The 14,243-nt window shown below is 52.3% G+C and carries 8 protein-coding genes; 2 read left to right on the top strand and 6 right to left on the bottom strand.

What is annotated here, in order from left to right:
• Window positions 1-99 precede the first annotated feature (99 nt).
• The 3 genes from HMPREF1527_RS00120 to HMPREF1527_RS00110 all read right to left on the bottom strand — a co-directional run bounded on the left by HMPREF1527_RS00120 (window position 100) and on the right by HMPREF1527_RS00110 (window position 5,854).
• Window positions 100-1,626 (bottom strand): hypothetical protein, encoded by a 1,527-nt coding sequence (locus tag HMPREF1527_RS00120; protein WP_016476667.1) that lies wholly within the window; start codon window positions 1,624-1,626, stop codon window positions 100-102.
• 140 nt (window positions 1,627-1,766) lie between these two features.
• Entirely contained in the window at window positions 1,767-5,141 is a 3,375-nt protein-coding gene (locus HMPREF1527_RS00115) for an ABC transporter ATP-binding protein/permease (protein ID WP_016476666.1), read from the bottom strand.
• Between the two features lie 71 nt (window positions 5,142-5,212).
• The gene (locus HMPREF1527_RS00110; RefSeq protein ID WP_016476665.1) at window positions 5,213-5,854 is read right to left on the bottom strand and encodes a hypothetical protein; all 642 of its coding nucleotides are present in this window, start codon (window positions 5,852-5,854) and stop codon (window positions 5,213-5,215) included.
• A 113-nt stretch (window positions 5,855-5,967) separates the two neighbouring features.
• Here HMPREF1527_RS00110 and HMPREF1527_RS00105 point away from each other — a divergent pair, with 113 nt between their 5' ends.
• The gene (locus HMPREF1527_RS00105; RefSeq protein WP_016476664.1) at window positions 5,968-7,401 is read left to right on the top strand and encodes a Sapep family Mn(2+)-dependent dipeptidase; all 1,434 of its coding nucleotides are present in this window, start codon (window positions 5,968-5,970) and stop codon (window positions 7,399-7,401) included.
• A gap of 212 nt (window positions 7,402-7,613) precedes the next feature.
• On the opposite strand, the gene HMPREF1527_RS00100 is transcribed toward HMPREF1527_RS00105, so the two are convergent.
• Window positions 7,614-8,783, bottom strand: a complete 1,170-nt coding sequence (locus HMPREF1527_RS00100) for a hypothetical protein (protein ID WP_016476663.1) — start codon at window positions 8,781-8,783, stop codon at window positions 7,614-7,616.
• A 395-nt stretch (window positions 8,784-9,178) separates the two neighbouring features.
• Between HMPREF1527_RS00100 and HMPREF1527_RS00095 the strand changes: the two genes are divergently transcribed.
• Window positions 9,179-10,543, top strand: a complete 1,365-nt coding sequence (locus HMPREF1527_RS00095) for an MATE family efflux transporter (RefSeq protein ID WP_016476662.1) — start codon at window positions 9,179-9,181, stop codon at window positions 10,541-10,543.
• Window positions 10,544-10,597: 54 nt separating this feature from the next.
• Here the strand turns inward: HMPREF1527_RS00095 and rnhA are convergent, their stop codons facing one another.
• Both rnhA and polA read right to left on the bottom strand, forming a co-directional pair.
• A complete protein-coding gene (gene rnhA, locus HMPREF1527_RS00090) occupies window positions 10,598-11,074 on the bottom strand; it encodes a ribonuclease HI (protein WP_035433748.1) in 477 nt (158 codons plus the stop codon).
• A gap of 43 nt (window positions 11,075-11,117) precedes the next feature.
• A complete protein-coding gene (polA, locus tag HMPREF1527_RS00085) occupies window positions 11,118-13,916 on the bottom strand; it encodes a DNA polymerase I (protein ID WP_016476660.1) in 2,799 nt (932 codons plus the stop codon).
• Window positions 13,917-14,243 lie beyond the last annotated feature (327 nt).

Here is a 14,243-nt window from a genome sequence, read left to right as displayed (position 1 = left end):
ATTACAAAACCTCCCACGATATAGTGCGTGGGAGGTTTTACTACCTGTACAAAATATACAAAACCGCATGTGAAGATACCTGCGACCGAGAAATACGGTTTAGAAGTGCATGTGCTTGCCCTTGTACGAACCGATAGCTGAGGCTCCGACAAACGCTGTACCAAGCAGAGCGGCAGTCATTGCGACAGAGGAAGCATCACCGGTCTCAGGCAATTTCTGAGACGTGCTCGCGGACGTTTTCTCGCGCTTTTTTGAAGCGGTCTTGGCATGCTTACCCCGCATACGCTCGGATTGAGCTTTTTCAGGCTGAACGCCTTCGGCCTTGGAGGATTCCTTCTTTTCTGCAGCCTGTTTGAGCATGTAAAGATTCACTTCAGCGGCAAGCTTATCGGCATCGGCCTGAGCCGCTTTTGCCTTCGCCTCATCATACGCTGTCTGCTTTTCAGCAAGAGCTTCATCCGCATGCTTAGCCGCCTCAATCGCGCTGCGCAAGCGCTGAATGTATGGATTCAGATGCATAAAATCAGCGTCTGTCGTATCGGGAGTTTCTGCACCCTTATATGCAAGAGCCTGCGCACGCGCGTTGGTATCGTGAGCGGAGCGCAAACGGTCTTTTGCAGCCTGGAGGCGCGCAGGGGCATCAGCGGCGTTTTGGCGCGCGCTCGCAAGCGCAGTCTGCGCCTCCGCAAGCGCTTTTGATGCTGCAGCCGCCGCGGCACGCTTGTCCAGCACCTCCTGCCAGATACCGAAGTGCTCATCGTAGTCGTCTCGGAGTTCTTCGTACTGCTCTTGAGCGGTAGCGGATTTTGCAGCGGCGTCGTCAGCCTCCAGCGTTGCCTGATTTAGATTCTTACGAGCGGCCTCTTCTGCAGCGCGCGCTTTATTGAGTGCCTCCTGAGCGGCGGCACGAGCCTCGGGAGCCGCATCTTTTAAAGCCTGCTCCTTAGCAGCAAGGTCTGCTCCAGCCGCAACAGCTGCTTTATGAGCAGCTGTGAGCTTTTCTTGCGCTTTTTGTACAGCTTCTTCAGCCTTATCAAACTTTGCTTTGGCGTCATTCATCTTCGCCTTGTCCTGCGCCACAACCGCTTCAGTCACATGAGCATACGCGGCGTTTCTCTCGGCTGTTTTGAGCTTGCTTTTTGCATCGGTGTCCTTGGCAGTTGCCTCGGTAACATTCTTCTCGGCGGCCGCAATGTTCTTGGCAGCATTATCAACGTCGGACTGCGCCTCACTGACGGCGGATTTCGCCGTGTCTTCGGCAGATTGTGCGTCAACCTTTACCTTGTTAAACGCATTCCGTGCATCAGAATCAGCGGCTTTTTTATCAGCAGCAGCCTTATCGGAGGCTTCCTTGGCCGTATCAAGCTCACCTTTTGCCACGTCTTTTGCAGCATGCGCTGCCTGCGCAGCAGCTGTTCTTTCAGCAACTTGCTTCTCAGCCATGGGAATGGTAGTTGGCATAGCGCTTGCATTCTCCGCTTCAGCGGTTGGAATGCCGCTTGCAGGAACTCCCTGGGCTGGCTTTGCAAATGCCGGAGCGGCGGTTGATGCCATAACGGCAGCCGTAGTAATCGCGGTCGTTACTGCAGCAATGCGCTTGCGCTTCTGGACTTTCTTGACGTTCATGGTACCTTCCTGTTCACGTTCATAACTTTGTTACACCGTCTTTTCAACTTGCACCTGCTATCAAATTGTTACCAAACTGTTACCAGACACAAGCCGTACGACAGTACCATAAAAGGCGCGCTGCACCAATAAGACAATGCTTATTCGCTTCTGAGCGCTTCAACAGGATCGGATTTTGAGGCCCTTCTCGCCGGTAAAAGACCTGCCAGCAGCGTGAGCACTACGCTGATTCCTATCAGAATGAGCGCGGCATTCCATGGCAAAACAACCAGGTTCTCTACGGCGAACATCTGCTTGACCGCAATGTTCGCGGGAATGATTAAAAGAAACGTAAGCAGGATGCCCATAACGCCTGAAATAAGGCCTTCGATGAACGTTTCCGCGTTGAAGACGTTGGCTATATCTCGCCGCGAGGCACCGATGGAGCGAAGAATGCCTATTTCCTTCTTACGTTCAAGCACTGAAATATAGGTAATAATGCCAATCATAATGCTGGAAACAACCAGCGAAATAGAGACAAAGGCAACGAGCATGGCAGAAATCATGTCGATAATCTGCGTCACAGAACTCATGAGCACGCCCACAAGATCAGTGTATGTGATGACTTTGCCGTCCTCTCCCGCCTCACGCGCGTCAGCATTGTAGCGCTCGAGAATCTCAACTACCTTCTCTTTGCCGGCAAAATCTTTGGGATATATGTTGATCGATGACGGTGTATCAAGATCCGCATAACCCATCTTCGCAAGATTGCTGTCATAAGTCGCCGATTGCGAACTGATCATTGACGCTGCTATAGCGGCAATCTGCGCCGGGTCGGCATTAAGCTTAAAGGCGCTTTTGAGAGCTTCAGGATCAACGTGCATGGCACCCGACATAGTTGCTATCACACTTTGCATGGTCTGACTAAGAGCCGAAGCAATGCGAATCTGCAGCCTGGAGGATACCTGCGTCATGACTGATGCCATCGCCTGCTGCATGTACGCGCTGATTGCTTTGGTGATTGCCTGAGACAGAGCGGAGGCAATCTGCTCCTGGTACGCCTTCATAATGCGTTCAGCCACTTCTTTTTTCAGACTCGGCACATCTGCTGCGGTTCCCAGCTTTTCGGAAAGCGCTGCAACGAGCTGCTTTTGAAGATCATCAGTGTCTATTGCCGCGCTCACCGCGGAAATCATCTTGGCGCGCACTTCATCGGTGGCGAGATAATCCGCTATGGTTTTACCGGGGTTAGCAGTTCTCCACGTATTCCACCCAAGCACAATCTCACGTATAGCCTGCGAGAGAGCTGCCTGACCTCCGAGTTTGAAATTAATCCGGATGCCCGAAAGCACCTGCCGGATATCATCGGCGGAAAGCTCCGGAAACGCCTTTTGCAAAACGGAAGGATCGAAACCGTCTGGCATGGCAGCAAGCAAATCATCGGAATTCAGGTTCAGGCTGGCAGGATCAAGCTCCGGAAGATTCACCTCGGAGAAATCCATCTCGGACAAGTTGATACCGGACAAGTCGATGTTTGAAAAATCCAGTGCCTGGGGATTCATAGAAAACGCCGAAGCAAGAGCCGTTTCGTCAACACTTATCAGCGAAGACAGAGAAAGACCTTCCGTGGCGCCGTTCTTCTCGTCAGCAAACGTTTTGCCGGTAAACACATCAATATCGGAACGGTTCTGCTGATCCTTGACTATCTCTGAGTCGGCTGCCGCGGCGATAAGACGCTGTTCAAGCTCGGGAGTGTAATACAGACCGTGATTCAGGCCTCCCTGCGCCGATGGATCTTTTGCCTGCACAACGCCAACGATTTTGATATCAGGCGCCTTTTCCACCAAGTTGTTGACATAGGTTTGGTCGTTGGACATATCCTTCCACACGCCAAGACCCGCGTCCCACGCGTACAGATCAGCAGCATTAACCAGCTTGAATGTCGGAGACATCAGCTGATTGTAGGTGTAGGTCTTGTCAGATTCGGACACGGTCACGTTGCTGCCGTCGGCAACCTGATCCACTATCTTGCGCACGTCGGCATAATCACGCAGTCCCATAGAGTACTCAACGTAGTCGGATATGGTGCCGTTGGGGCGCAGCACTAAAACCACTTCATTCCATGCCTTGGGCCAACGACCGGCGCGGACAGTATAGCGGCTTTCATAAATCGAGGGATCGGATGGCAGCTGCGCAAACGATGATGTCGATGAGAACTGCGCCATCGGACTATACGCAGGCACATTGGGGCTGATACGCGAATACGTCTGATCAGGATTTACCTGCACCGGGTCGCCTGACGTAGAATCTGCTCCCGCCGGCAGGTACAGATGAGGTTTGACGTTGTACTGATAGGTAACGGCGCTGGTGTAACTTTTGATGTCGCCGCCGTTATTGTCGATAAAATCCTTCAAAGCCTTAAGGTCGTTCTTACCAATGCTCGTCGTCATTTTTTCGAGATACTTGCTGGAAGAAACGGTGCCTTCGAGGGACTGGTTCTCAGGCGTTGTGGTATCGTCTTGTTGATCCGCCTGATCCGCCGCGCCGCTTTTCTGCGACGAGGCGCTTGCAGTGCTCATGCTTGCCATGGCTGACGTAAGATTGACCGATTGTTCGGTAATGGTCAGCGGATAGATTGACAGCATGTCTTCCTCGACCCTGCGGATGTATTCATTGGTACCGTTTGCAAGGGCGAGAATAGCAGCAATGCCGATAATGCCGATGGAACCCGCGAAGGCTGTCATCAGCGTACGGCCCTTTTTGGTCATAAGGTTGTTAAAAGAAAGGCTGAGCGCTGTTAAAAATGACATTGACGTGCGATGTGTCGGCTTTGCTTTGCGGCGAGAAGCCACAGACACGTCAAAAGGATTGGAATCGGCGGTAATACACCCATCAGCAAGTTCAACAATGCGCGTAGCATACTCATGTGCAAGCTCCGGATTATGCGTCACCATAATGACCAGACGATCGCGCGCCACCTCTTTAAGAAGATCCATCACCTGCACCGATGTCGAAGAATCGAGGGCGCCGGTAGGCTCATCCGCCAAAAGAATTTCCGGATTGTTTACGAGGGCGCGCGCGATAGCTACGCGCTGCATCTGTCCGCCTGAAAGCTGACTGGGGCGCTTGTCGGCATGGTCCTTCAGGCCTACCTCTTCAAGGGCTTCAAGCGCACGGCGGCGTCGCTTTCCCCGAGGGACTCCCGAAAGTGTCAGGGCTAACTCAACATTGGAGAGCACACTCTGGTGAGGAATTAGGTTGTAGCTCTGAAATACGAACCCGATGCGGTTGTTGCGATAGGCGTCCCAGTCGCGTTCCTTAAATTCCTTCGTGGAAACGTCATCAACCAGCAAATCTCCTGAATCAAAACGATCCAGTCCGCCGATAACATTCAACATGGTGGTTTTACCCGAGCCGGAAGGCCCAAGAATCGCCACGAATTCATTGTCGCGAAAAGCTATGGAGACCGCATCGAGAGCCGTCTGTTCAAAGGTGCCGGTACTATACCGTTTGCAAACGTTCTTCAGCTCAAGCATAGATGCCTCGTTTAGTAGCGCTAGGTGCTGTTTTAGTGTGATCCACTCGTCTTGGTTTACTCGCCTCTAGTTCACTCATCTTTGGTCGAAGCGTTACCTTCGGCGGAAGTCGCGCCTGTGGCAGCAGCTCCGTCTTTAGCGGAAGTTGTATTTGCGGCGACAGACTCGCCCTGCGTGAGGGTCTTGTGATACGTGCCAGACACCAGCACGCCATCAGGCTCCGATGAACTTTCGTCTGCAGAGGCGCCATCAGCAGCACGAGAGTCTGGAGATGCAAGGTTCTTCTCGCCAGACGATTTAGTCTGAGCCCAGCTGAGCCCATAGAGAAAACCAAAGACGCCCAGAATTATCGGCGCCATAACCGCAACAAGAAGGAGCAGCGAAACGAGAACTTTGAAAGCGTGTACGGGAATGCCGAAAATCGCGGACGAGAAGATCATCAGCCCAAAAATGCTGCCCGCCAGAACACGAAAGGTAATCTGAGCCGCTCGCGAAAGCCGGACATTCGTAAAGTTGGCAATCTGCAACCCGATAAGCGCGAGCGCCGCAAACCAAAGCATTGCTGGCGCCAAAGCATATGTCATCAATAAAACAACGTCATTCGGCTTTTCTTCGGGTTTAGTCAGTATGAAAAAGACACTTACGGCAATAAGCACCACAAAAACGATGTCATTGACCAGAATTGCGGGAGTTCGTCCTATTTTTTTCGTCATATGTAGCTCCTCCAGACGTTTCGCCCGATTATACTTGAACTTGCTTATTGTTCCCTGAGAGTTTGCGCTTTAATCAAAACGCGCAGCTACCTGTAAGGATATAAGGAGAAGCTATGGACGACGCAGCATTCAAGTCACATGTTGAAGCCTATGTTGATGAAAATTGGGAAACAATCGTTGAAGATATCCGCTACCTTGTGCAAGTAGAATCCGTCGAAGATCTTTCTGCCGCCGAACCGGGCAAGCCGTGGGGGCCAAAGTCCTACGAAGCGCTGCGTCGCGGCCTTGAGCTGGCAGAGCGCTTGGGTCTTGAGACCACCAACGTCGATGGATACCTTGGTTTCGGAGACCTTCCCGGCGCGTCAAAAACGTATATCGCCACAATCGCCCACACCGACATTGTGCCGCTGGGCTTGGGCTGGACTGTTGACCCGCTGGACGTGACGCGCAAAGACGGTTACCTGCTCGGACGTGGTGTTTTGGACGACAAAGGCCCGTTTGTGCTTTCTCTTTGGGCTGCTCACTTTTTTGTTGAACACGTCAAGAAAACTGGCAAGCTCTTGCCCTACACCCTGCGCGCTATCGTGGGCAATAACGAGGAAACCGGCATGGGCGATGTCCCTTACTACCTCGAGCGCTATCCCGAGCCGGCATTTTGCTTTACGCCCGATGCGGAATTTCCGCTTATCTGCGGCGAGAAGGGCGTCTATCATGCGGAGTTTACTTCCGATGCCATTGCCGGCGAGAAAATCCTTGAGCTTGACGGCGGCACGGTTCCCAACGCCATCCCGGGTCTTGCCTGCGCTCTCGTGCGCGCTGACGCCTCAAAGCTACCGGATGCACCTCACATTGACATCGAGGACGCAGGCGCAGACGAGCAGGGACCTCTTGCCCGCATTTCAGCTCATGGCAAGGGCGGTCATGCCTCTATGCCTGAGGGCACGGTAAATGCTATCGGTCTGCTCGACGCGTACCTGCTTGAAAACAATCTTTGCAGCGATGCTGAGCGTATCTTCCTCAATTTCTCCGCGCGGCTTTGTTCCACGACAGACGGCACAAGCGCAAACATTCAAAGCGCTGACGATAAGTTTGGCCCTCTGACCTGTATTTCCGGCACCGTCCGCACAGTTGACGGTCGCTTTGTTCAGACCGTGGATTCTCGCTATCCCACCTCTACCACCGGAGAAGCTCTGACCACCGCTATGACCAGCCTCGGAAAGGAGTATGGCTGCACGTTCCGCGTGCTTTCGGACGCAGTCCCCTTCTATATTGATCCCAACTCCCCTGAAATCGCCACACTACTCGATACATATCACGAATACACCGGCCACGAGGGCACAGCGTTTGTCATCGGCGGTGGCACCTATGCCCGCCATTTCAAGCGCGCTGTTGCTTTCGGTCCCGTTGAACGCGCGGAAGTCGATACAATCCCAGCATGGGTAGGCGCGGAACACGGTCCCGACGAAGGCGTTTCCGAAGAATGGCTCCGTCGCGCCCTGAAGATCTACATTGTGAGCATTGCACGGCTTATGGAGCTTGACCTCTAACGCCTTGCTGAGAAGAACGCAAACCATGCGAGTGTTAGGCAGTCTAAACACCGATAACGCCTTCAATGACGCCTTTGGAATCACAGGTGTTGCCTAACGCTCGCTTAGTGTGAGTGTACTGTACTGACGAGCGCGCTATGATTCACTGGACACGCCATGTCCCGCTGGACGCAAGGGCTACAAGTGCAATGCGTCTGGCGGGCGCGTGCTGTCTAACGACTGCGTTTCTTGGACGGAGTTCTGAAAAAGACAGACCGTAAAGGCAGACGGGGTAAAATCCGAGCCAATATGCTGTCCGGCAATTCTTCCTCAACGCGGACTCCCAAGTAAAGCATAACGAGGTTATATACCACTGTGACCACACTGCCTGCCTGAACGCTTGTTAAACCTCCTACGAGAGCGTTCCAGACAAGGACAGCGATATTCAAAGACGTTATCAAAAATTGAATAATAACAAAGGGTCTGATAAAACGCGCGTTATTTGACCCTCTCAATGCAATCAGAACCACGAAGAGGGTAAACAGCGCCGAGGCAGCATCAAAGAGGATTGAAAGCGGATTTGCACCGGCAAATACCGCCTTAATATCGGCAGTGTTAAGCATGGGAACGTAGTTGCCTACATCAGCCACGCCTAAAAGCACCACAAGCACAATAAGGTAGACCGCATTGACACCAATTGTAGCGACAGCGAGAAAATGCAGAATTCGCTGGTAGCGTGAGCGCATAAAAACTGTTCCAGAGACGCCCGCGTCATACTCACGTCTTACCTGTTCTCCAAGGTTTGAGAGGATACCCACATATATGATGGTGATGATAATAACCATGGGATCAAAAATAATGAGCTTTCCATCACCCCATGCACTCAGCGTCACAACTACCAAAAAGAGCGCGACAAGATAGCAAAGCGCAAGAAACGAATTGACCTTTGACGAGTCATTCGCGGCGCGAATGCCCAGAAACCCGGTAAGCATCTGCAGAAGACCAAGCGCAATCACAAAACCGTAAAACAGCAGGTACTGATTGCCCTCTCCCAAGACATGTCCGCCTAACCGCGTTACATCGGTTGGGAGTGCCGGAGTAAGGCCCATAAGTATCGCGCTGCCCGAAACGAGCGACGTCACGATATCCGCAACACCAAACAGCAGAGCGATCCATGAGACGAAATACAGCATATGCTGGGCGGTCGTTCTCGGAATGGAAGCTCTGACATCATCGTGTTGAGGCTCTGCCGCAAAATCACACTTCTCGGCTATCAAGACTTTCTCCGCTGTTGAAGCCGCGGCGCTCAGAGCCTCCGCACTTTTGGCGAGAAGTTTTTCTCCCTCACGAATGCGCTTGGCGACTTCACGTTCATCTGTCGTTTTTTGCTTATCTTGATCCATGCCTCATCATTTCCGAAACGCTTCTAATCTTTAGCGTATACGCGCTGAATACACAGGTATTTGTTCTCTTCTATCATGACACAATACACACAAACCGAACCATTTTATAGATAAATCAACATCTGCCTCGTATGACGCCTGTTTTTTGCTATGATAGCAAGCTATTATGGCATACAGGTGATTTACCTGTATAAACATCGCTTTCTCTATGGTGTTTATAGGTGCAACAACCGGTATATCGCATTGATTTTGAAGGGAGTATCAAGAGTAATGTTCTTGAAATAACACATTTTCGTATTGCGCTTCATGTCCGCGCTGCGATTTGCATGTGCAAAGGCAACTGCTTTGACAGGTACATGGGACATGCTTCTTGAACGATACTACGAAAGGGTGTTATGGAACAGAACAAACTCTTTGCGGAAACTCCCCCGCTTCAGCTTTTCTTGCGAGCCGCCATCCCCGGCGCCATCGCTATGCTCGCCTCCATGCTTTACGATACCGCCGACGGCATCTTAGTCGGTCGCTTTCTCGGCGCTGATACCTTTGCCGCGGTTACCATCTCACTTCCTTTGGTCATTATGAGCTTTGCCGTTTCTGACCTCGTAGGCGTTGGCTCCTCCGCCGTCATTGCGGTAGAGCATGGCAAACATAATTTTGACCGCGCGAACGATGTATTTACCCTTTCGGTCATCATGATCCATATCGGCGGCTTTGTACTGGGCGCCATATTCTTTCTTTTTGCGCCGGGTATCTTGATTCTTCTGGGCGCAAAGGGAGAACTCGTTGAACAGGGATCGATCTATTTGCGTGTCTACGCCTCCTTTTTGCCGCTCATATCTATCAACTACGCCGCCGATAACTTCCTCAAGATCTGCGGCATGATTCGCCGCTCTATGATGCTGAGCTTCATCATCGCTATTCTCGGCACCGTCCTTGAATTCTTTTTCTTGGCCGTCCTTCGCCTTGATGTAGCATACTCAGCGCTTGGCTACTGCATCGCGATGCTTTTCTCCGCGGTATTCGGCATGTGGCCGTTCTTACACAACAAGCAAATTCTCAAGTTTGTACCTCCGCATTTTTCATGGGAGCTTGTGCGCGAAGTCTGCGCCAACGGTTTGGCGGTTTTCTTGCAAAACATTTCAGGCCGCATTTACAGCCTCATCATGAATTCCACGCTTCTGGCCCTTGGGGGTGCAAACGCTGTTACCACATATGGCGTCATTTTCTTTTCAGCAGGTATTATCACACCTCTTGTCTACGGAGAAGCAGACGCCGTGCAGCCCGCCATTGGCTATAACTGGGGCGCCAAAAACAAGCATCGCGTTATCGCTCTCACTCGCTACGTTTTTATTGCGGGCGGTCTTATCGGCCTAACTTCCGCGGCGCTTATGTTCCTCTGTCCTGAACTGCTGGTGCATCTCTTCATTCCCGACGCGACACCGGAGCTGTTTGCTATGGCCGTTCCCGCTTTGCGCACTTTTTCCGGCGCGCTGTGCATCAACTGGATCTATTTCTGCACGCAGGAATTTGTCATCGCGCTGAAGCTAACCAAGATCTCAAGCGTCATCAGCGTACTGGCAACCTTTGTCTTTCCGGTTACCGCCATTGCGCTTCTCGCCCCGTTTGGTCTTAACGCTCTCTGGTATGCTCCTGTAGTCGGCACTATCCTCACGGTAATTACCAGCATTGCCATTCTGGTTCACATACGCAACAAGCACTTTAACGGCATACCTGTGCGTCATCTGGATACAACGCGATAAAAACGATGGTGCCATTGGGTTTTATCAAGCTAAGCAAAATTTGATTTTACCCAACTAAGCGAGAAAGCCTGTATCTTCAAGAAGGTCTTGGCCATCAGCGGCTGTAGTTGCAAGCTCGTCGCAGCGCTCATTGAGCGGCTCTCCGGCATGACCTTTTACCCACAGGTACCGTACTTCATGAGGAGCGCTTGCCGCTAACAGGCGCTTCCAGAGATCAACGTTTTTCACATCCTGCTTGTTGGACGTCTTCCAACCGCGGCGGATCCATCCGGATATCCAATCCTGGTTAAAGGCATCGACCACGTATTTTGAGTCGGAGTGTACTTCAACGCAGCACGGGTGTTTGAGCGCTTCAAGCGCAACTATTACCCCCAAAAGCTCCATCCGGTTGTTAGTCGTGACACGATATCCCTGAGAAAACTCACGAGTATGACGAGCGCCGGAAGGATCGACATAGACCAAAACAGCGCCGTACCCACCCGGTCCGGGATTACCTCGGGAGGCGCCGTCTGTGTACGCGACCACGTGCATCATATCTGCCGCACCTGAGTTTTTTCTGTCCACCAAAATCAGCCTACTTAGCCTCTGCCCAGTTTGGGCCATATGAAACATCGGCTATGAGGGGCACTTTGAGCGTTGTTACGCCTTCCATCGTTTCCTTTACCAACCGGGAAACCGTTTCAATTTCGGCATTCGGTACCTCAAGATCGAGTTCGTCATGAATCTGTAAGATGAGCTTTGAGGCAAGCGATTCCTCGCGCAGGCGCTTCTCGACACGAATCATAGCAATTTTAATGATGTCAGCGGCGCTTCCCTGCATGGGATGATTCATAGCAGTACGCTCACCAAAGGCAATAAGCTGGCGATTATGCTGCGCAAACTCACGAATGTGGCGCTTGCGTCCGTACATAGTGACAGCATAGCCCTTCTTGTGCGCTATGCGAACTGACTCGTCTAAATACGCCCGGACCCCCGGATATGCTGCGAAGTACCTGTCAATCATATCCTGAGCCTCAGAACGCGGAATCTTAAGGGAGGTAGCCAAACCGTATGCCTGCTGCCCGTACACGATGCCAAAGTTGACGGCCTTTGCGCGGCTGCGAAGCTCCGGGGTAACGTCTTCCACGGGCACTCCAAAAACGCGTGAAGCGGTTGCTGCATGGAAATCCGCGCCCGAATTAAAAGCCGCTACCAGGTGCTCATCAGCCGAAAGGTGCGCCAAAAGACGAAGCTCAATCTGAGAATAATCGCACGCGAGAAATACATGATCTTGAGGAACGGTAAACGCGGTGCGCACGCGATGCCCCAACTCGGAGCGGGTGGGAATGTTCTGCAAATTCGGATCGGAACTCGAAAGGCGACCCGTTGCCGCCACCGTCTGATTAAAGGTGGTATGGACGCGCTTGTCGCCACGGATCAGTGCGGGTAACGCATCCAGATACGTCGACTTGATTTTGGCGCGCTCACGATACTCAAGTACATCAGCGACGATTTGATACTCATCCGCCAGATCGGCAAGTACCTTGGCGTTGGTTGAGTAGAATCCCGAACGTGTTTTTTTCAACCCGAATGTCGGCAAACCCAGCACGTCAAAAAGCACATGGCTCAGCTGGCTTGGTGAATCAAGGTTGAAGTTTTCACCCGCCGCCTCGTGAATGCGAGCTACGCGAGAAGCGATATCTTCTCCGAGATCAACAGACTGTTCTTTGAGCTTCGCAGGATCTACATACAATCCGCGACGCTCCATCGCGGCAAGTACGGGAAGCAGCCCCATCTCAATGGTCTTAAAAAGTTCAAGCGAGCCGTCGGCCTCAAGCTTTGTACATAGCACTTTGGAAAGCGCGCGGACAGCATTCGCTTCAAAAGCGGCAGCGGGAACTTTGTCGGTACCTTTGTTGGTACCTTTGCCAGCATCTTTACCGGTGACTTTGTCGGCGCCGTCAGGAAGCTCCACGCCAAAGTAGCGCTCTACCAAACCGGGAACCGCGAAATCCGAACGGTCAGACTCAAGCAGATAGGCAGCTACGCCCGTATCAAAAATGCGCTCGGCAGCCAACGTATCAGGATCGAAAGACTCAGGTTCCGAGGAGTCCACGGGACTCACGTCGTGCAGAAGCTCTTTTACGTCTCCTGCTGCAACCTTGCCTTCCTTAAACAGTCGCAACAACGCCGAGGTCGCGTTATCATCCTCAAACTTCAGCAGATGAGAAGAAGTCGCAACCCACAGCGTGTGTTCAAGTCCAAAAAGCGAGCCGTCTTGTTTGCCGGTATCAAGGGCGACACCCAGCCATTCCGCGCGCGCCAGTGACGCCGCCAAAGCCGTATTGGCATCGTCAGCCTCAAGGATTTCGGGAAGCGCAAGCGCCGCTGGGACAGAAGCTTCTTCGCCCTCGGGAGCTGTGGAAAGTCCGCCCTTCTCGCCAGCCATACGCGCCAACCGCCTTGTCATACCGGTAAATCCCAGCTTTGAAAAGGCCGCGACAACAGCATTTTGATCAAACGTAGGGAACTTTGCGTCGGCAAGATTGATGGCTATCGGAGCGTCCGTTCGAATCGTGGCAACTTTGCGCGAGAGCAGGGCGTCCTCTTTATGTGTGCGCAGGTTCTCGCCCATTTTTCCCTTGACATCATCAGCGTGGGCCAGCACCTCGTCCAAGCTGCCGTACTCTACAATAAGCTGAGCGGCCTTTTTAGGACCGATTCCGGGAACTCCGGGGATGTTATCGGACGAGTCTCCCTTGAGTCCGTAAAAATCCGGCACCAGGGCGGGAGTAATGCCTGCATAAAGGTCGGCCACGGACTCAGGGGTCATAATGGAAACGTCGGACACGCCTTTGCGCGTAGACACAATTTTGACGTTTTCAGTCGAGAGCTGATACATATCGCGGTCTCCCGTAAAGAGGAGCATCTCATAACCGGCTTCCTCACCGCGGCGAGCCAGCGTGCCCAGGATGTCATCGCCCTCCCAGCCCTCAAGCTCGCATACGGGAATGTCCAACGTCCGAAGTAGATTTTTTACGATAGGAAACTGCACATGAAGAGCATCGTCCATAGGAGGACGCTGAGCTTTGTACTGCGGGAGCATGTCAATGCGAACCTGCGGTTTTCCTTTGTCAAACGCGCAGATAACGCCATCGGGCTTAAAGGACTCGACCATCTTGATGAACATATTGAAAAAGCCAAAAAGCGCGCCAGTGGGCGTACCGTCGGGAGCGGACATGGGCTGTCTGATGGCATGAAACGCGCGGTGCATAAGCGAATTGCCGTCAATGACCGCGATGGTCCTGCGGGAAGCACCGGCCGCGACGTCTGTGTGGGCGTCTGTGCGAGCAGCGTCTGTGGTGGCGGTTTCTGTGTGGGCGGTTTCGGACATACCTCTCCTATCGCAAGCTTATCCGTCCATTGTACTCGGATTGTATCGGCAAGCAGTGGTATATTCGCAAGCTCCTTGAGGTTCACGCAAGCCGCGAGGCCCGCGAGGTCCACGAATTAGCGAGAAGGACTTCATAGCACGTTTTTGTTTCACGGTACGCACTCTCTTTGTGGCACACGCACCGATTTCCAAAAAAGTACATGAGTTGTGATATGAAAACTCCTAAAAAAGGCATCAGTTGTGATAAATCCCCTAAAAATGCCATGAGTTGTGAAGTATTTTTATCACAACTGTGGCACTTTTTTGGAATGACCCCAAGTAACTTCT

This window comes from Atopobium sp. oral taxon 199 str. F0494 (assembly GCF_000411555.1).
Lineage (GTDB): Bacteria > Actinomycetota > Coriobacteriia > Coriobacteriales > Atopobiaceae > Lancefieldella.
The sequence above is the reverse complement of the archived record's forward strand: the minus strand, read 5'-3'. Positions and strand labels throughout refer to the sequence as shown.

Bases quoted from the DNA above. Each gene is read 5' to 3' on its own strand.
- polA (WP_016476660.1), bottom strand. From the start codon at position 13,916: ATGTCCGAAACCGCCCACACAGAAACCGCCACCACAGACGCTGCTCGC.
- HMPREF1527_RS00120 (WP_016476667.1), bottom strand. From the start codon at position 1,626: ATGAACGTCAAGAAAGTCCAGAAGCGCAAGCGCATTGCTGCAGTAACG.
- HMPREF1527_RS00095 (WP_016476662.1), top strand. From the start codon at position 9,179: ATGGAACAGAACAAACTCTTTGCGGAAACTCCCCCGCTTCAGCTTTTC.
- HMPREF1527_RS00115 (WP_016476666.1), bottom strand. From the start codon at position 5,141: ATGCTTGAGCTGAAGAACGTTTGCAAACGGTATAGTACCGGCACCTTT.
- rnhA (WP_035433748.1), bottom strand. From the start codon at position 11,074: ATGCACGTGGTCGCGTACACAGACGGCGCCTCCCGAGGTAATCCCGGA.
- HMPREF1527_RS00110 (WP_016476665.1), bottom strand. From the start codon at position 5,854: ATGACGAAAAAAATAGGACGAACTCCCGCAATTCTGGTCAATGACATC.
- HMPREF1527_RS00105 (WP_016476664.1), top strand. From the start codon at position 5,968: ATGGACGACGCAGCATTCAAGTCACATGTTGAAGCCTATGTTGATGAA.
- HMPREF1527_RS00100 (WP_016476663.1), bottom strand. From the start codon at position 8,783: ATGGATCAAGATAAGCAAAAAACGACAGATGAACGTGAAGTCGCCAAG.